Raw genomic sequence first — 18,440 nt, 5'->3', positions numbered from 1 at the left:
GGCGACCCGGTGACGACAAACGGCAGGGACGGAACGTGAGGATCTTCCACCGCACACGGCACCGGCCGTCTGCCACCTGGCGGCAGACGACCGACCGGGCCTTCACGCTGATCGGCGACGGCCGGTACGAGGACGCCGGGGCCCTGCTGGTGATGGCCGCGGACCTGGAGCCCTGGCTCTCCGACTCCTGGTTCAACCTGGCCCTGCTGCACAAGTTCCGCCGGGACTGGGAGCAGTCCCGCACCGCCGGACTGCGCGCCGTCGCCCTGCTCGACCGCGGCCAGGGCGCCCCGGACTGGTGGAACCTCGGGATCACCGCCACCGCGCTGCAGGACTGGCCGCTGGCCCGCCGGGCCTGGCAGGCGTACGGCCTGCGGCTGCCCGGCGGCCCGGCGGCGGCCGAGGGCACCATCGAGCTGGATCTGGGCACCACCCCGGTCCGGCTCTCCCCGGACGGTGAGTCCGAGGTGGTCTGGGGCCGCCGGCTCGACCCGGCCCGGATCGAGGTGCTGTCGATCCCGCTGCCCTCCTCCGGCCGCCGCTGGGGCGAGGTGGTGCTGCACGACGGCGCCCCGCACGGCGAGCGGGTCGCGGACTCGGTGGCCTACCCGGTCTTCGACGAGATCGAGCTCTGGGCGCCCTCCCCGGTGCCGACCCACGTGGTGCTGCTGCAGGCCGCCACCGCGGGTGACCGGGACGCGCTGGAGCGCCTGGTCTCCGACGCCGGCTACGCGGCCGAGGACTGGACCTCCTCGGTGCGGCTGCTGTGCCGGGCCTGTTCGGAGAGCCGGATGGCGATCGACGACGGCCGCACCGTGCACCACGACCCGCACGACGACGGCGACGCCTTCCACCCCGGCCACCTGAGCCACCTGAGCCAGGGCAGCGCCGGGCTGGCCTGGCTGGTGGAGCGGGAGTGCGGGATCGCCGCCCCCTCGGCGCTGGTGCGGATCCTGCTGGAGCGCTGGGTGGCCGGTTCGCCCGCCACCCGGGCGTACCGGGATCTGGAGGAGGTCTGCTGAGAACGGGCCGCGGGCTCCCGGGAGTAAGGACCGGCGGTGACCCTGGGGCCGTACCCTTGAGCGGTACATCTCGGTAGATCCACGAAAGCGGAAGCGACCATGGCGGACCAGCACGACCACGAGCACGACCACGAGCACGACCACGCCGAGCCCGAGGCCCAGCAGGTGATCGGTGAGGTGCCCGACCTCTCCCGGGGCACCGCCCGCCCGATCACCGTGGTCGGCAACCCCGTCCTGCACCGCGAGTGCAAGGACGTCACCTCCTTCGACGCCGAACTCGCCGCGCTGATCGACGACATGTTCGTCTCGATGGAGGCGGCCCAGGGCGTCGGCCTGGCGGCCAACCAGATCGGCGTCGACCTGAAGGTCTTCGTCTACGACTGCCCGGACGACGAGGGCGTGCGCCACATCGGCCACGTGATCAACCCGGTGCTGGAGGACCTGCCGGCCGGCCGCCGGGTGCTGGACGACTCGCCGGAGGGCTGCCTCTCGGTGCCGACCGCGTACATGGACCTGGCCCGCCCGGACTACGCCGCGGTCACCGGCCAGGACAAGGACGGCAACCCGATCCGGGTCGAGGGCACCGGCTTCTTCGCCCGCTGCCTGCAGCACGAGACCGACCACCTGTACGGGTACCTGTACATCGACCGGCTCTCCAAGCGCGACCGCAAGGACGCCCTGAAGCAGATGGCCGAGGGCACCGCCCGCTACGCCACCGTGCCCAACGACTGAGCCGCGGCACGCCGAAGGGCCGGTACCGGAGCGATCCGGTACCGGCCCTTCGGCATGTGGGGCGCGGTCTAGAAGTCGTCGTCGAAGGCGACCGAGCCCTCGACCGCGACCTGGTACGCCGAGACCCGGCGCTCGAAGAAGTTGGTCAGCTCCTGCACGTTCTGCAGCTCCATGAACCCGAACGGGTTGCTGGACCCGTAGCGGATCGGCAGGCCCAGCCGGGCGAGCCGCTGGTCGGCCACGGCCTGCAGGTACTCCCGCATCGACTCGGTGTTCATGCCCGGCAGGCCCTCGCCGCACAGGTCACGGGCGAACTGGAGCTCGGCCTCGACGGCCTCCTCCAGCATCTCGGTGACCTGCTTGGCCATCTGGTCGTCGAAGAGGTCGGGCTCCTCCGAGCGGACGGTGTCCACCACCGAGAAGGCGAAGTCCATGTGCATGGACTCGTCCCGGAACACCCAGTTGGTGCCGGTGGCCAGACCGTGCAGCAGCCCGCGGGAGCGGAACCAGTACACGTACGCGAACGCGCCGTAGAAGAACAGGCCCTCGACGCAGGCCGCGAAGCAGATCAGGTTGAGCAGGAACGCCCGGCGGTCGTCCTTGGACTGCAGCGAGTCCAGGTGGTCGACGGCGTTCATGTACGTGAAGCAGAACTGCGCCTTCTGGTGGATGGAGGGGATGTTCTCCACCGCGTCGAAGGCCGCCGCCCGGTCCTCGGGATCGGGCAGGTAGGTGTCGAGCAGCGTCAGGTAGAACTGGACGTGCACGGCCTCCTCGAACAGCTGCCGGGACAGGTAGAGCCGGGCCTCGGGCGAGTTGATGTGCTTGTAGAGGCTCAGCACCACGTTGTTGGCGACGATCGAGTCACCGGTGGCGAAGAAGGCGACCAGCCGGCCGATCATGTGCCGCTCGCCCTCGCTCAGCTTGGCGAGGTCGGCGACGTCGGAGTGCAGGTCCACCTCCTCCACGGTCCAGGTGTTCTTGATCGCGTCCCGGTACCGGTCGTAGAACGACGGGTAGCGCATCGGACGCAGGGTCAGCTCGAACCCGGGGTCGAGCAGCATCTTCTCGCGGTCGGCGGAACTCACTGGCAGGCCTCGCAGGACTCGGGGTTCTCCAGGGAGCAGGCGAGCGCCGCCTCCTCCTCCGGGGAGAGGGTGGGGGAGGGCACCGGCACGGGGGCGGCGGTGCGGGCGGCGCCGGACGCGGCCTGGGCGATCCGGGTGGCCGGACGCGAACGCAGGTAGTAGGTGGTCTTCAGACCGACCTTCCAGGCGTAGGCGTACATCGAGCTGAGCTTGCCGATGGTCGGCGCGGCCATGAAGAGGTTCAGCGACTGGCTCTGGTCGATGTACGGCTGCCGGGCGGCGGCCAGGTCGATCAGCGCGCGCTGGGGCAGCTCCCACGCGGTGCGGTAGAGCGAACGGACGCCGGCCGGCAGCCAGTTCAGCTCCTGCACCGAGCCGTTGGCCTCGCGCAGCGCGTCCCGGGTCTGCTGGTCCCAGACACCGAGCTCCTTGAGCTCGCGCACCAGGTACGGGTTGACCTGGAGGAACTCGCCGGACAGCGTCTCGCGCTTGAACAGGTTGGAGACCTGCGGCTCGATGCACTCGTACACACCGGCGATCGAGGCGATGGTCGCGGTCGGCGCGATCGCCAGCAGCAGCGAGTTGCGCAGGCCGGTGGTGGCGATCTTCGCGCGCAGCGCGTCCCAGCGCCCGCTCCACTGCGGGGCGGTGTCGAAGTGGTCGATGTGCAGCTGGCCGCGGGCGGCCCGGGTCTCCGCGTACGCGCTGTGCTGCCCGAACTCCTCGGCCAGCTCGCTGGAGCGCTCGTAGGCGGTGAGCATGATGCGCTCGGAGATCAGCGTGGAGAGCTGCTTGGCCTCGGCCGAGTCGAAGTCGATCCGGAGCTTGAAGAAGACGTCCTGCAGGCCCATCACGCCGAGGCCGACCGGCCGCCAGCGGGAGTTGGAGTTCCCGGCCTCGGGGGTCGGGTAGAAGTTGATGTCGATGACCCGGTCCAGGAAGGTCACGGCGGTGCGCACGGTGGCGTCCAGCCGCTCCCAGTCCATCGCGCCGAGCAGGTCCTCGACCGAGGCGCCGTCCGCCACGTGCGCGCCCAGGTTGACCGAGCCCAGGTTGCAGACCGCGGTCTCGGAGTCGTCGGTGACCTCCAGGATCTCGGTGCACAGGTTCGAGGAGTGCACCGTGCGGCCGGGCAGCGCGGTCTGGTTGGCGGCGCGGTTGGAGGCGTCCTTGAAGGTCATCCAGCCGTTGCCGGTCTGCGCCAGGGTGCGCATCATCCGGGCGTACAGGGTCTGCGCGGGGATGGTGCGCACGGCCTTGCCGGCCTGCTCGGCCTTCAGGTACGCCTCGTCGAAGTCGGCGCCCCACAGGTCGACCAGCTCGGGCACGTCGGCCGGGGAGAACAGCGACCAGTCCGCGTCGGCGTTGACCCGGCGCATGAACTCGTCCGGGATCCAGTGCGCCAGGTTGAGGTTGTGGGTGCGGCGGGCCTCTTCGCCGGTGTTGTCGCGGAGCTCCAGGAACTCCTCGATGTCGGCGTGCCAGGTCTCCAGGTAGACGCAGGCCGCGCCCTTGCGCCGGCCGCCCTGGTTGACGGCGGCGACCGAGGAGTCCAGGGTGCGCAGGAACGGCACGATGCCGTTGGACTGGCCGTTGGTGCCGCGGATCAGGCTGCCGCGCGAGCGGATCCGGCTGTAGGACAGGCCGATGCCGCCGGCGTGCTTGGACAGCCGGGCGATCTGCGCGTAGCGCGAGTAGATCGAGTCCAGGTTGTCCAGCGGCGAGTCCAGCAGGTAGCAGCTGGACATCTGCGGGTGCTTGGTGCCGGAGTTGAACAGGGTCGGCGAGGACGGCAGGTAGGAGAGCGCGCTCATCAGCGCATACAGCTCGGCGACCTCGCGCACCGACTTCTCGCTGTCGCCGACCGCCAGCCCGGCGGCGACCCGGAGCAGGAAGTGCTGCGGGGTCTCGATCACCTTGCGGGTGATCGGGTGGCGCAGCAGGTACCGGGACTGCACGGTCCGCAGGCCGAAGTACTCGAAGCGGTCGTCGCCCTGCTGGTCGATCAGCGCGTCGAAGGCGTCCGCGTGCCGGGCCACGAAGGCGGCGGTGGTGTCGCCGATCAGGCCCTCGGCGTGGCCGACGGCGATCGAGGCGGAGAACGAGAGGGCGCCCTGGCCGATCGCCTCGTCCGAGATCTCCAGCGCCAGCAGGCGGGCGGCCAGCTTCGAGTACTGGGGGTCCTCGGCGATCATCGACGCGGCGGCCTCCACGGCCAGCCCGCGCAGCTCCGCGAAGTCGGAGCCGGCGTGGCGGCCGCGCAGCGCGGCGGCGGCGACGTGGCCGGGGTCCACCTGGGGGAGGTCGGTGCTCCGGTCGGTGAGCAGCCGGAGCAGCGCGGCACCGGGATCGGTCTGGGCGACGGAGGCTGAACCCTGGGACGGCAGGGCGACTGAGGCAGCGACGGTCAAGGCGCACTCTCTCCTGTGGCGGCGGCGGACGAGATCAGCCGGACCGTTGCGGACAGGGCGGAGCGGCACGCCGAATCACCAGGCGCGCATGGTCCCACCCCGGCCCACCCGCGAGGCCCGGACAAGTACTGCGGTGCTGCAAGGCATCTGCGGGGAAGCCGTGTGGCACACCGTCGGCAGGTCTCGGACTCGCGGGTCAGGGTGTTGCGAAGCCCGCTCACCGTTGCGGGGCAGCCCCGGACTCCCACCGGGTTTCCCTGCGTCGACAGCGAGAGCGAGCATACATGTTGTGGGCGGGCTCAGGATGCGCCACCAGATGTAGTGCCGCGTGTCGTGGTCGCTCAACTGCGTTGTGCCACCGGACCGGGCCCTGGCCGAGCCTCAGAATGTGATGGAGTAGACGATCACGCCGACGCCGGGCGCCGGCTCCCAGTCCCGCTCCGGGGCCCGGTGGAAGCCCAGTCGTTCGTAGACACGATGGGCCGCGGTCATCTGCGGGCGGGTGGAGAACGCCATTCCGGTGAGCCCCAGCTCCCGGCTGCGCGCCATCGCGGCGCGCACCAGGGCGCCGCCGGCGCCGCGGCCGCGGGCCGCCCGCGCGACCGCCAGCATCCGGATCTCGCCCTCGTGCGGCTCGGCGATGTCGGCCCAGGGGTTGCCGCCCGCGGCGAAGGTCACACAGCCGAGCACGGCTCCCGGTCCGCCGGCCGGATCGAGGGCGACGAGCAGCTCGGCCTCCTCGGCCCGGCGCCGGGCGTCCCCGAGGAGCTCGGCGTAGGGGCCGTCGGGCTTGCTGTGCCCCTCGCCGACGTAGACCTCGACGCAGAGCGCTCCGGCCGGGGCGAGGTCCTCCTCGCGGGCGTGGCGGATGACGAGATCGGTGACGGCGTCCATGCCCCGATTCTGCCGAAGGCCGGGTCGGTGCCGGTGGGCAGGGTGCCGTGCAGCCGGTCCGGCAGACCGGGGTCGGCCGGGTAGCCGCCGGAGCGGTGCCAGTTGTCCCGGCCGTGCCGGCCGGTGCGGTCGAGGTCGCGGCCGACCAGCAGGCCGAGCAGGCCGAAGGCGCCGGCCGCGCCGGCCAGGGCGAGCACGCCGTGGAGCGCTGAGGAGGTCATGCCTCCACTCTCGCGAGGGCCCCGCAGGCGGACGAGTGGCAGAAATGCCCACTTGCCTCGAAAACCTGCCACCGCCATGCTGGAGCCATGCTGAAGAACGTGGTCGCCGTGGTGCTGGAGGAGGTCCACCCCTTCGAGCTGGGGGTGGCCTGCGAGATCTTCGGCCTGGACCGGAGCGACGACGGCCTGCCGGTCTACGACTTCGCGCTCGCCTCGGCCCGCCCCGGCCCGCTGCGCACCCATGCCGGCTTCAGCGTCGACGTACCGTACGGCGCGGAGCGGATCGCCGAGGCCGACCTGGTGATCGCCGCCGCGACCGGCATCCAGGACGGGTTCCCGGCCCCGCTGATCGAGGCCCTGCGGGCGGCCGTGGAGCGTGGCGCGCGGGTGCTGTCGATCTGCAGCGGCACCTTCCTGCTGGGCGCCGCCGGGCTGCTCGACGGGCGCCGCTGCACCACCCACTGGCGGCACTCCGAGCGGCTGGCCGCGCGCTTCCCGCTCACCACGGTCGAGCCGGACGTGCTCTACGTGGACGAGGACCCGGTGATCACCGCGGCCGGTACCGCCGCCGGCATCGACGCCTGCCTGCACCTGGTCCGCAAGGTCCAGGGGCCCGAGGTGGCCCGCGGGATCGCCCGCCGGATGGTGGTCGCACCGCACCGGGACGGCGGCCAGGCGCAGTTCGTCGCCAGGCCGCTGCCGGCCGAGGACGGCGATTCGCTGGGCGGCCTGCTGGAGTGGCTCCGCCACCACCTCGACCAGGAGCTCACGGTGGACCAGCTGGCCGCCAGGGCGCACATGTCGCCGCGCACCTTCGCCCGCCGCTTCCAGCAGGAGACCGGGACCACCCCGCACCGCTGGCTGACCGGCCAGCGGGTGCTGCTGGCCCAGCGCCTGTTGGAGGGCACCGGCGAGCCGGTGGACGCGGTGGCGGCCCGCTGCGGGTTCGGCAACGCGGCCACCCTGCGGCACCACTTCGGCCGCTGGCTGGGCACCACCCCGCAGGCCTACCGGCGGGCCTTCGGCGGCGTGGGGCAGCCCGCCGGCCGGTGAGCCGGGGCGGCGGGGCCGGAGCAGCGGTGGGGCAGGGGATCGGTCAGGCAGGGGATCGGTCGGGCAGGGGATCGGTCGGGCGGCGGGGCAGGGGGGTCAGGAGGCGGGTCGGTCCAGGTGGCCGGTGTCGTTCCAGCCGTCCGGCACCAGCCGGCCGCAGTCGGCCCGCCAGCGGCTGGCGGAGCAGTTGCGCACCGGTTCGAGGGCGATCAGGTCGGGCTCGGTGAGCCGGTCCAGGATGTAGCGCAGCATCAGCACGGTGCAGTCGTGCGCGACCACCAGCACCGGGTGGCCGTCCTCCTCCTCGCCCAGGTCGCGCAGCAGGCTGCGCACCCGCAGCGCCACGTCCAGCCAGGACTCGCCGCCGGGCGGCCGGTAGTGCAGCTCGCCCATCCGGCGGCGGCGGGCGGCCTCGCTCGGGTGCTCCTTCTCGATCGCGGCCTTGGTGAGCATCTCCAGGACGCCCAGCTCTCTGTCCCGCAGCCGCTCGTCCTGCCGGACCGGGATCGTGACCGGCACCGCGCCCAGCCCGCAGGCCTGGGCGAGCGCGATCCGGGTGGTCTCGGTGGTGCGCAGGTACGGCGAGCACCAGACGCTGCGCGGGCGGTCGGCCGCCGGCAGCGCCGCCCACCAGCGGCCGAGCGCCTGGGCCTGGGCCTGGCCGCGCATCGAGAGCGGGATGTCGGCGTCCCGGCTGGTGATCGGGACGGTCAGCGCCCCGGTCGCGTCGGCGTGCTTGAACTCGACGTTGGCGGTCGACTCGCCGTGCCGGGTGGCGATCAGCAGTGAGGGCAGCCGGGTGCCCTCGCGGTGGTTCCGGTGTCCGTTCAGGATGGTGCCGAGCTCGGTCATGGCAGCGTCTCCCCGTTTCCTCGTCTCTGCCTGGGACGAACGGCCCGCCACACAGATCATCGCCCGATATGATCGCGCCGTCGCCTCAAGTGTTGACCGAGGCGACGGCGCGATCACAGGGCGCACACAGGGCTTTGTGCGCGCTCCCGATGACTCAGTGCGCTGCCGCAGGCTGCGGGGCGCCCTCGACGGCCGGCTCGCCGGCGTCGGCACTGTAGTCGGCCGGCGAGGTGGCGTCCACGCCCTCCGGGGCCTTGGCGGCCCGCAGCACCAGCGTCAGCACCACGGCCACCAGCAGGTTCAGCACGAACGCGGTGAGCCCGATGTAGCCGATCTCGCCGATCCCGGGAATCTCCGCGGAGCTGCCGCCGAAGTGCTTGGTGGCGGGCGAGGAGACCCCGTAGGCCTTCCAGGTGCCGTACCCCATGCCCGCCGCCCAGCCGGCCAGCAGCGCCCAGCGGTGGAACCAGCGGGTGAACAGGCCGCCGACGATCGAGACGAAGGTCTGCAGGATCCACAGGCCGCCCAGCAGCTGCAGGTTGATCGCGAACTGCTTGTCCATGGTCAGCACGAAGGCCAGCGCGCCGACCTTGACCAGCAGCGAGGCGATCTTGGCGACCTTGGTCTCCTCGGCCGCGGTGGCGCCGGGCTTGAGGAACTCCTTGTAGACGTTGCGGGTGAACAGGTTGGCGGCGGCGATCGACATGATCGCGGCCGGCACCAGGGCGCCGATGCCGATCGCGGCGAAGGCCACGCCGGTGAACCAGTCCGGGAACATGTCCTCGAACAGCTGCGGCACCGACAGCTGGGCGTTGAAGCCCTTGACGCCCTTGCCCACCCCGGCCGCGATCGCCATGAAGCCGAGCAGCGCCAGCAGGCCCAGCATCAGCGAGTAGGCCGGCATCAGCGCCATGTTGCGGCGCACCGTGTTGCGTGACCTGGAGGCCAGCACCCCGGTGACCGAGTGCGGGTACATGAACAGCGCCATCGCGGAGCCGAGCGCCAGCGTGGCGTAGCCCCACTGGGCCTTGGGCCCGGTGATCAGCTGGCCGATCGGCTTGCCGGTGCTCGGGTTGACGGTGGAGAACTTCTGCGCGGCGGCGTCGAAGATGTGCCCGTACCCGCCGAGCCGCATCGGGATGTAGATCACCGCCACGATGATCACGAGGTAGATCAGTCCGTCCTTGACGAACGCGATCAGGGCCGGCGCCCGCAGCCCGGACGAGTAGGTGTAGGCCGCCAGCACGGCGAAGGCCAGGAACAGCGGCAGGTCCTTCATGAACCAGTTCCCGGAGCCGCCGACCCCGAGCACGTCCAGCACCGCCTGGATGCCCACCAGCTGCAGCGCGATGTACGGCATGGTGGCCAGGATCCCGGTCAGCGCGACCGCCAGCGACAGGCCCTTGGAGCCGTACCGCCCGCGCACGAAGTCGGCCGGGGTGACGTACCCGTGCACCCGGGAGACCGACCACAGGCGCGGCAGGAACAGGAAGACCAGCGGGTACGCGATGATCGTGTACGGCACCGCGAAGAAGCCCGCGGCGCCCGCACCGTAGATCACCGCCGGGACGGCGATGAAGGTGTACGCGGTGTACAGGTCGCCGCCGAGCAGGAACCAGGTGACCCAGGTGCCGAAGCTCCGGCCGCCCAGGCCCCACTCGTCGAGGTGCAGGGCGTTGTCGGCCTTGCGCCAGCGCGAGGCCAGGAAGCCCATCACGGTGACCAGGGCGAAGAACAGCAGGAAGACCGTCAGGGCGACGGTGTTGAGGTCCTTCATCGCCCGGCACCGCCCTGGGCGGCCCTGGCGGCCTTGCGGGCCTTCTCGTCCCGGTTGATCAGCAGGTAGGCGCCGACCGTGAACACGGCCGAGACCGGCACCCACATCAACTGGTACCAGTAGAAGAACGGCATCCCGCCGAGCTCGGGCCCGGTCTTGGTGTAGGAGGCGACCCAGAGCATCGAGACGACGGGCACGGCCAGGCACAGCCCGGCCAGGACCCGGGCCGGCGTGACCTGTGGGAGTGCTGGGACTTCTGACGACATGATTGCGGCTCCGGCTGAAGAGGGTTCACCTCGTCGGCGCCGCAACGCACATCGCTGTCCGCCCGCCGAGCAGCACCAGTGGTGACCAGTAGTCAGTACGGGAGCGAAATGTAGGGCACCCAGTGACCTGTGTCACTGGGCGCGACGGAACTTCTCGCGAATCGGACGGACAGACCGGGCGAATCCGGTCGATCCGGGCCTACTCCGGGCGCTTGAGCCGGGTGATGAACTTGTACCGGTCGCCGCGGTAGATCGAGCGGACCCACTCGACCGGCTGGCCCTCGGTGTCGAAGGAGTGCCGGGAGAGCTGGAGCATCGGCAGGCCCAGGTCGGAGCCGAGCAGACCGGCCTCGCGCGGGTCGGCCAGAGTGGTCTCGATGGTCTCCTCGGCCTCGGCCACGGTCACCCCGTAGACCTCGCGCAGCGCGGTGTAGAGCGAGTTGTGCTTGGCCAGGTTGCGGCGCAGCGCCGGGAAGCGCTTGGCCGACAGGTGGGCCACCTCGATCGCCATCGGGTCGCCGTTGGCCAGCCGCAGCCGCTCGATCCGCAGCACCCGGCCGCCGGGCTTGATGTCCAGCAGTGGGGCGAGCCGCTCGTCGGCGGTGATGTAGCCGAGCTCGATCAGCCGGGAGGTGGGCTCCAGGCCCTGGGCGCGCATGTCCTCGGTGTACGAGGTCAGCTGGAGCGCCTGGGCGACCTTGGGCTTGGCCACGAAGGTGCCCTTGCCCTGGATCCGCTCCAGCCGGCCCTCCACCACCAGCTCCTGCAGCGCCTGGCGGACGGTGGTCCGCGAGGTGTCGAACTGGGCGGCCAGCGCGCGCTCGGGCGGCACCGGCGTACCGGCCGGCTGAACCTCCGTCAGCTGCAGCAGGTGCCGCTTCAGGCCGTAGTACTTGGGGACCCGGGCCGCCGTGTCGGTGGCAGGACCGGACTGTGCCGGCACCGTGGTTCCTCCGGGGAGGTCCGCCGTGTCCCTGTCGCCGCTCATGGCCGCTCTCACTCCTCGCAGTGCAGCCGTCACCGGCTCCTCCATCGATGTATCAGCACATGGTTGCACGCGGGGGCCGGTCGGCGTGAGTTCCCTTCTGCAACCAAAATCTTGCGGTCCCCGGCGAGAACCCCGGGCATCCGCCCGGAGCCGCCCGCCGGCGACCCGCGGGACCGGTCCGCGGAGCGGCTCGTGGACCGGTCCGTACGGGCCCCTGGGCGCCCCGAAGGGCCCCGGTCAGCCGGACTGGGCGGTCGGCACCCCTAGCCCCGCCAGCGCCTCGGCGGCGGCGATCCCGCAGACCCGGGAGCCGCCGTGGGTGGCCAGCACGGTCACGCCGCGGGCCCCGAACAGCTCGCCCAGGCCGTACGCGGTGCCGATCTCGACCACCACCGCGTCCGGGCGGGCCTCCACCAGGGCGAGCGCGGCGCGCCGCATCCACGGGTGCCGGTGCACGTCCCGGACGACCAGGACCAGCTGCCGGCCGACCGCCGCGCCGAGCAGCGGCGCCAGGTCGACCTCCGCCCCCTCGGCGGCGACCGGGACGTGCAGCAGGCCGGAGCCCTCCAGCCGGGTGGCCGGCGGGGTGACCCTGGTCCGGGTGGTGCCGGGGATCAGCTCGGCCAGCGGGCCGGCCACCCCCCAGGGGGTCTCCTCGCCGACCGCGATGTTGGCGCCGGGCGAGAACTCCACCACGTGCGGCACGCCCTGGACCGGGCGCAGCCCGCCGTGCACCCGCAGCGCCCGGCGGGCCGCCGCGAGGCCGATCCCGACCTCGCCGTGCGCGCCCACCTGGGACTGCCGCACGGTGGCCGACCAGCGGGCCACCGCCCGGTTGCGCTCGGCCGCCCGGTGCAGCCGCTCGGCCGACAGCCGGCCCTCGCGGACCGCCCAGACCAGTGCGTCGCGCAGGTAGAGGAAGGCGGCCTCGTCCTGCAGGCCGCCACCCACGCAGATGGTGTCGGCGCCGGCCGCGATCGCCTGCACCGTGCCGGCGGCCACGCCGTGGGTGCCCGAGATGGCGCCCATCTCGATCCCGTCGGTGACGATCAGGCCATCGAAGCCGAGCTCGCCGCGGAGCAGGTCGGTGAGGATCGCCGAGGACATGGTGGCCGGCAGGTGCTCGTCGTAGGCGGGGAAGAGGATGTGCGCCGTCATGATGCTCTTCACGCCGGCCGCGACGGCGGCCCGGAAGGGCAGCAGGTGCTCCTGGAACTGCTCCTGGCTCAGGTCGATCCGGGGCAGTCCGAGGTGGGAGTCCCCGGTGGTGTCGCCGTGGCCGGGGAAGTGCTTGGCACAGGCCGCCACACCGGCCGACTGGAGGCCGCGGACGTAGGCGGCGGTGTGCCGGGCGGCGAGCTCGCCGTCGTCCCCGAAGGCGCGTACCCCGATCACCGGGTTGAGCGGGTTGGAGTTGACGTCGGCGCTCGGCGCGTAGTCCAGGTTGACCCCGACCGTCGCGAGGTCGAAGCCGATCGAGCGGGCGACCCGCTCGGTCAGGTCGACGTCGTCGACCCGGCCGAGCGCGAGGTTGCCCGGGTAGGAGGAACCGCTGGTGACCTCCAGCCGGGTGACGTCCCCGCCCTCCTCGTCGGTGGCGATCAGCAGGTCCGGGTTGAGCGCGTAGAGCTCCCCGGTCAGCCGCGCCACCTGCTGCGGAGTACGGATGTTGCGGCCGAAGAGCGCCACACCGCCCAGCTCGCCCGAGCCCAGTCTGCGGCGCAGCCAGTCGGGCGCGGTCAGGCCGGCGAATCCGGGCTGGAGGACCGCTCCGGCGTCCGTCAGGAGTTCGACGCTTTCCGTGCCAGAAGTCGCCATGGTTCCTTCCCTGGGGGATGAGGTGCGGGAGGTGCGGTGGGGTGAGGAAGGGGGCTAGCCCTTGACCGCACCGGCGGTGAGGCCCGCCGACACCTTCTTCTGGAAGATCACGAACATCAGGATCACGGGCAGCGAGACCAGCAGCGCGCCGGCCATCTGGGCGCCGTAGTCCGCACCACGGGTGGGGGTGGTGGCGTAGAAGGTCAGCCAGGCCATCGAGGTCTGCTTGCCGCCGCTGCTGAGCATCGTGTTGACGACGATGAACTCGTTCCAGGCCTGGATCCAGCTGTACACGCCGGTGGTGATCAGACCGGGCAGGGTGAGCGGCAGGATGACCCGGAAGAACGCGCCCCACTTGGTGCAGCCGTCGACCATGGCCGCCTCGTCCAGCTCGGCCGGGATGTTCACGATGAACGAGCGCAGCGTCCACACCACGTACGGGACGGTGAAGACCAGGTAGGCCAGGATCACGCCGAAGATCGAGCTGGTCAGCCCGGCCTCGTTCATCACCACGTACAGCGGGATCAGGATCGCCAGCAGCGGCACCATCTGGACCACGAGCATCGTGACGATGAAGAAGTTGCGGCCGCGGAAGTCGAACCGGGCGACCGCGACCGCGGCGAGGAAGCCGATCACCAGGCCGAGCAGCACCGAGCCGATGGTGATCACCGCGGTGTTCTGCAGGGCCGGCAGGAAGGCCTTGTCGTCGAAGATCGTGGTGTAGCTGTCGAACGAGAACGAACTCGGCCAGAAGGTCGGGTCCTTGGAGATCAGGTCCTTGTTCGTCTTGAAGGTGGTGATGATCATCCAGTAGATCGGGAAGCCCATCACGGCGGCGAAGCCGAGGCCGAGAGTGTTCCAGACCCAGGTCATGCCCCGGCTCTCACCGGTGGTGCGGACCTTGGCCCTGACCTTGGGGGCGGCGGCGGCGGCCGGTCGGTCGGTCGGTACGTCGACGGTGGTCATCGCTCGTTGGCTCCGATCTTGAGCATCTGGCGGATGTAGAAGACGAGCACCGCCAGCATGAGGAGGATCATGGCGATCGAGATCACCGAGCTGTCGCTGTACTTCGACGCGACGATGCCCTTCTCGTACAGGTAGATCCCGATGGTCCAGTAGCCGTCCTCGGGCGAGGTGTTGCGGATCGAGAAGATCTGCGCGAACACCTGGAAGTCCCAGATGAAGCTGAGCGCGGTGGTGACCAGCAGGAACGGCCTGATGACCGGGATCACCACGTGGCGGAACGCCTGCAGCGGCCCCGCGCCGTCCAGCTTGGCGGCCTCCATCAGCTCCTTGGGCACCTGGGTCAGGGCGGCGTTGAGGCCCAGGACCAGGAACGGCAGGGCGCCCCAGATGATGACGGCGGCGCAGACCACGTAGAGGCCGACGGTCGGGTTGCCGAACCAGTCGTAGTGCTTGACCGACTCGTCACCGGTGAGCAGGAAGCCGATGTAGTCGACCACCCCGCCGTTGCTCGCGAACAGCCAGCGGAACACCGTGCCGCTGACCAGCGCCGGAATGGCCCAGACGAACATCATCACGGTGATGACGGTGACCTTGACCCAGTTCGAGACCCGGTTCAGCAGCAGGGCGAAGAGCATCCCCAGCACCATCGAGAGGATGACCAGTTCCGCCGTGAAGTAGACGGAGCGGAGCACGACCTCCCAGAACTGGCTGTCGCCCAGGATCTTGCCGAAGCCCTCGAACCCGATGTACTTCCCCAGCGACGGGTTGACGATGTAGGCGTACCGGTTGATGTTCTGGAACGCCAGGTCGAACAGTCTGAACAGCGGGTACGCCATGATCCCCACCAGCACGACGACGGCCGGCAGGATCAGCGCGTAGGGGATGTGGTGGCCGGCCGCGAAGAAGCCGCGGCGCTGCGCCTTGGCCGGCGAAGCGGGCGGGGCCGATTCGGACCGGGTCAGGGTCTCGTTGCTAGTCACACTCATCAGGGTCCTTCCCGGGCCCGCGAACTGGGTGGGTCCTGGCGCGCGGGTGGGCAGTCCGCATGACCTCGCGAACTGCCCACCCCCTTGGCGCTCAGCGCTGGCAGGCCCGGGAGCCCCGGCGGGCTTCCGACGGCACTGCGGTCAGCCGGTTCAGCCGTTCAGGTCCTTGACGATGGTGTCCTGGGCCTTCTTCAGCTCGGCGGCCGCGTCGCCGCCGGCGGCGATGGCACCGAAGGCGTTCTTCAGCGCGGTCTCGTCGGCGCCGGACCACAGCGGCGAGTTCGGGATGAACCAGGTCGAGCCCTCGGCCGCGTCACCGGCGGCCTTGTTCTCCGGCTTGGCGGCCTTGTAGGCGGAGACCAGGGTCTTGTTGTTCGGGATGGCGAACTTCGCCAGCTCGGTCTGCTGCTTGGTGTTGGTGTAGATCTGCAGGAAGGTCGCGCCCAGGCCCGCGTTGGCGGCCTTGGCCGGCACGGCCAGGTCCGAGCCACCGAGGAAGGCGGGGGTCGGCGCACCCGCGGCGGTGCCGGGGACGGCGATGGTGGCGAGCTTGTCGGCCAGGCTCGGGTCACCGGTCTTCGGGTCGACGACCGAGCCGACCTCCCAGCCGGCGCCGATGATGGCGGCGATGTTGCCCTTGGCCATCAGGGCGTCCTGGGTGGCCTCGTCGGTGGTGGTGCCGCCGACCGAGAACTCCTTCTGCAGGTCGTTCCAGGTCTTGATGCCGTCGAGGAACTTCGGGTCGGTCAGGGTGCCGGTGAACTTGTCGCCGTCCTTCTTGGCGATGACGTTCTTGACGCCGAAGCCGCCGGCGCCGAACGCGGTGGCGGTGTACCAGTTCTGGCCGGGGATGTAGAGGGCCGAGAAGCCGGGGACGCTCGCGTTGGCGGCCTTGACCTTGGCCAGGCCGGCCTTCAGCTCGTCCAGCGTGGTCGGCGGGTTGGTGACGCCGGCCGCGGCGAAGAGGTCCTTGCGGTAGATCAGGACGCGGGCACCGGCGTAGTACGGCACGGCGAAGGTCTTGCTGCCGTCGGCGCTCTGGCCGGAGGCGGCGAGCGAGTCCAGCCACTTGTCCGAGTTGTCGAACTGGCCCTTGACACCGGTCAGGTCGACGAAGGAGCCGGCCTCGATGTACTTGGCGGCCTGGGTGTTGCCGAGCTCCAGCGCGTCCGGGGCGTTGCCGGAGAGCAGCGCGGTGTCGAGCTTGGTGGTGTAGTTGGTCCAGGTCTGCCACTCGATCTTGAGGGTGGCGCCGGTCTGCTCCTCGAACTGCTTCTTGGCGGCGTCGACAACCGCCGGCCAGCCCTTCTGCGCGTCGTCCATCAGCCACACGGTGACGGTCTTGCCCTTGCCGTCCTTGCTGAGCGTCGCCTGCTTGGCGTCGCTGCTGGAACCGGACGAGGAGCAAGCAGAGGCGACGAGCACGGTGGCAATGGCGGCCACGGCTGCGATCTTGCGGTTCAAACCATCCTCCAGAGGGATGAGCAAGGAATGGCACCGGGCTGCCGGGCCAGAGCCCTGAGCTTCGCTGTGCCTGTGGGGGGATGTCACCGGATGGCGCGAATACGAACTGCCGAGGTCGGCGGTGCGATCCGTGCGGTGGAGTAGACCATTGGTTTAGACCAACGCCTGGAGATTGGCATGGACCAATGAAGGGCGTCAAGGGTTCCCCAGCGCTCTGCGCAACCCGTTACCAACGCTTGATGCGACCGTGCACTGTCGGTGGCCGTTGGGGGTTGGTCCGGACCAACTCTCCCGGCAAATCGCCCTGAAACGGTGCGAATTGGTCGGGATTCGAGGTCGCGCCGCCGTCTGGCCGGTGCTTCCTTAACGGGGGATTAAGCCAGTCTCGGGTGGGCCTGAAGCCGGCCCTCTTGACGCGCACCGCTCACGTCTGACAACGGGTCTGCAACGGAAGTCGCCAGCTCACCGGTCGCGCGTTGACGCGCTAAGTGGTCTAGGCCAGTATCCGGAAATCCGGTCTGTTCCACAGCGCAGACCTCATCCGTCATCGGAGGAATGCGTGAAGCGTCAGTTCCTGGCGGCTCTCGGAGCCACCGCCCTGCTGGCCGCCGTGGCCGGCTGCGGATCGGGCGGGTCGGCCGCGCAGAAGGCCCCGTCGGCCGCCCCCGACCCCAAGACGATGACCGGCACGGTCACGGTGTGGCTGATGAACGAGGCCCAGACCACCTGGCCCGAGCTGGTCCAGCAGGTCAACGACCAGTTCGCGGCCAAGTACCCGAAGGTCGAGCTCAGGCTGAGCTACCAGAACTGGACCGACAAGATCGCCAACCTGGATTCGGCGATCAAGGTAGGGTCGGCCCCGGACGTGGTCGAACTCGGCAACACCGAGACCATGAAGTACATCCTCAGCGGTGCGCTCGCCCCGGTGGAGCGGTCCTCCTTCGACAACTCGGACAGCTGGATCAAGGGCCTGGCCGACACCTGCACCTACCAGGACAAGCTCTACTGCGTCCCGTACTACGCGGGTGCCCGGGTCGGGATCTACAACTCCCAGCTGTTCCAGGACGCCACCGGCAGCGCGGAGGTGCCCAAGACCGAGGACGAGCTGTTCTCCGCGCTCGACCGGATCCAGGCGAAGAACAAGGGCAACTCGGGCTTCTCCGCCCTCTACCTGCCCGGCCCCTACTGGTACGCCGCGATGTCGTACGTGGCGGCCTACGGCGGGGCGATCGCCCGCTTCGACTCGGGCGGCGTCTGGCACGGCACGCTCGGCGACCCCAAGTCGCAGCAGGGCATCCAGCACTTCGTCGACCTGGTGAAGAAGTACAACCGCGGCGACTGGAAGGTCAACGAGCTCAACCAGGCCAACGTCCTCGGCCACGGCAAGGCCGCCATGCTCTACGGCAACGGCTGGGAGGTGTCGGTGGCGGTGGCGCCGATCACCGGCGACCCGAAGCTGAAGGACACCGTGAAGCTGGCCGGCATGCCGGGCCCGAACGGCAAGCCGCTGCCCTCCTTCATCGGCGGCTCCGACCTGGCGGTGACCTCCAGGTCCACGGCCCCGGCGCTGGCCGCGGACTGGATCCGGATGTTCACCTCCACCAAGTCCCAGCAGGTGCTGGTCAACAAGGACACCCTGCCGAACAACCTCACCCAGCTCGGCCCGCTGCGGACCAAGCCGGAGACCGCGGCGGCCGCCAACGCGGTGCCGGACGCCTGGTTCATCCCGATGGCGCCCGGCTGGGGCGCGGTCGAGAAGCAGAACATCCTGGTCACCATGCTGACCGACATCCTCAAGGGGAAGTCCGTCGAGGACGCGACCAAGGCCGCCGACGCGCAGATCGACCAGCTGATCAACAACCCGTCCTGAGTCGACCGCTCCGGCCGTCCGGGGCGCCCGAC

The 18,440-nt window shown here is 70.6% G+C and carries 15 protein-coding genes and 1 riboswitch; of the genes, 4 read left to right on the top strand and 11 right to left on the bottom strand.

Annotated elements, in window-relative coordinates:
- Positions 1–35: 35 nt before the first annotated feature.
- Both AB0K43_RS22960 and def read left to right on the top strand, forming a co-directional pair.
- Positions 36–1,022 (top strand): hypothetical protein, encoded by a 987-nt coding sequence (locus tag AB0K43_RS22960; protein ID WP_363642598.1) that lies wholly within the window; start codon positions 36–38, stop codon positions 1,020–1,022.
- A 99-nt stretch (positions 1,023–1,121) separates the two neighbouring features.
- Positions 1,122–1,754: a peptide deformylase gene (def, locus tag AB0K43_RS22955; RefSeq protein WP_363642596.1), complete on the top strand. Its 633-nt coding sequence runs from the start codon at positions 1,122–1,124 to the stop codon at positions 1,752–1,754.
- Between the two features lie 68 nt (positions 1,755–1,822).
- On the opposite strand, the gene AB0K43_RS22950 is transcribed toward def, so the two are convergent.
- From AB0K43_RS22950 to AB0K43_RS22940, 3 genes are all read right to left on the bottom strand, one after another.
- Positions 1,823–2,818, bottom strand: coding sequence for a ribonucleotide-diphosphate reductase subunit beta (locus tag AB0K43_RS22950; protein ID WP_363642663.1), 996 nt, complete (start codon positions 2,816–2,818; stop codon positions 1,823–1,825).
- 20 nt (positions 2,819–2,838) lie between these two features.
- Positions 2,839–5,229, bottom strand: a complete 2,391-nt coding sequence (locus AB0K43_RS22945; RefSeq protein ID WP_363642661.1) for a ribonucleoside-diphosphate reductase subunit alpha — start codon at positions 5,227–5,229, stop codon at positions 2,839–2,841.
- A 181-nt stretch (positions 5,230–5,410) separates the two neighbouring features.
- A riboswitch (cobalamin riboswitch) is annotated at positions 5,411–5,552 on the bottom strand.
- A gap of 82 nt (positions 5,553–5,634) precedes the next feature.
- Entirely contained in the window at positions 5,635–6,147 is a 513-nt protein-coding gene (locus tag AB0K43_RS22940) for a GNAT family N-acetyltransferase (RefSeq protein WP_363642594.1), read from the bottom strand.
- Positions 6,148–6,455: 308 nt separating this feature from the next.
- Here AB0K43_RS22940 and AB0K43_RS22935 point away from each other — a divergent pair, with 308 nt between their 5' ends.
- Complete coding sequence (locus AB0K43_RS22935; protein ID WP_363642592.1) at positions 6,456–7,421, top strand: helix-turn-helix domain-containing protein; 966 nt, start codon at positions 6,456–6,458, stop codon at positions 7,419–7,421.
- Positions 7,422–7,517: 96 nt separating this feature from the next.
- On the opposite strand, the gene AB0K43_RS22930 is transcribed toward AB0K43_RS22935, so the two are convergent.
- The 8 genes from AB0K43_RS22930 to AB0K43_RS22895 form a co-directional block, all read right to left on the bottom strand.
- Positions 7,518–8,273, bottom strand: a complete 756-nt coding sequence (locus AB0K43_RS22930; RefSeq protein WP_363642590.1) for a histidine phosphatase family protein — start codon at positions 8,271–8,273, stop codon at positions 7,518–7,520.
- Between the two features lie 154 nt (positions 8,274–8,427).
- Positions 8,428–10,050 (bottom strand): monocarboxylate uptake permease MctP, encoded by a 1,623-nt coding sequence (gene mctP / locus AB0K43_RS22925; RefSeq protein WP_363642588.1) that lies wholly within the window; start codon positions 10,048–10,050, stop codon positions 8,428–8,430.
- Positions 10,047–10,316 carry a DUF3311 domain-containing protein gene (locus tag AB0K43_RS22920; protein WP_363642586.1) on the bottom strand — a complete coding sequence of 90 codons (270 nt, stop codon included), beginning with the start codon at positions 10,314–10,316 and terminating at the stop codon, positions 10,047–10,049. The genes mctP and AB0K43_RS22920 overlap by 4 nt, the downstream gene beginning before the upstream one ends.
- A 199-nt stretch (positions 10,317–10,515) precedes the next feature.
- The gene (locus tag AB0K43_RS22915; RefSeq protein WP_350637912.1) at positions 10,516–11,304 is read right to left on the bottom strand and encodes a GntR family transcriptional regulator; all 789 of its coding nucleotides are present in this window, start codon (positions 11,302–11,304) and stop codon (positions 10,516–10,518) included.
- A gap of 237 nt (positions 11,305–11,541) precedes the next feature.
- A complete protein-coding gene (locus tag AB0K43_RS22910; protein WP_363642583.1) occupies positions 11,542–13,122 on the bottom strand; it encodes a glycoside hydrolase family 3 protein in 1,581 nt (526 codons plus the stop codon).
- Between the two features lie 54 nt (positions 13,123–13,176).
- Positions 13,177–14,088: a carbohydrate ABC transporter permease gene (locus tag AB0K43_RS22905; protein WP_363642581.1), complete on the bottom strand. Its 912-nt coding sequence runs from the start codon at positions 14,086–14,088 to the stop codon at positions 13,177–13,179.
- Positions 14,085–15,074 carry a sugar ABC transporter permease gene (locus AB0K43_RS22900; RefSeq protein ID WP_363642580.1) on the bottom strand — a complete coding sequence of 330 codons (990 nt, stop codon included), beginning with the start codon at positions 15,072–15,074 and terminating at the stop codon, positions 14,085–14,087. The genes AB0K43_RS22905 and AB0K43_RS22900 overlap by 4 nt, the downstream gene beginning before the upstream one ends.
- Positions 15,075–15,224: 150 nt before the next feature.
- A complete protein-coding gene (locus AB0K43_RS22895; protein WP_363642578.1) occupies positions 15,225–16,538 on the bottom strand; it encodes an extracellular solute-binding protein in 1,314 nt (437 codons plus the stop codon).
- Positions 16,539–17,097: 559 nt separating this feature from the next.
- On the opposite strand from AB0K43_RS22895, the gene AB0K43_RS22890 reads away from it, so the two are divergent.
- Positions 17,098–18,408: a sugar transporter gene (locus tag AB0K43_RS22890; RefSeq protein ID WP_363642576.1), complete on the top strand. Its 1,311-nt coding sequence runs from the start codon at positions 17,098–17,100 to the stop codon at positions 18,406–18,408.
- Positions 18,409–18,440 lie beyond the last annotated feature (32 nt).

Origin of the sequence: Kitasatospora sp. NPDC049258, assembly GCF_040678895.1 — a bacterium.
In the GTDB taxonomy this organism is placed as follows: domain Bacteria; phylum Actinomycetota; class Actinomycetes; order Streptomycetales; family Streptomycetaceae; genus Kitasatospora.
The sequence above is the reverse complement of the archived record's forward strand: the minus strand, read 5'-3'. Positions and strand labels throughout refer to the sequence as shown.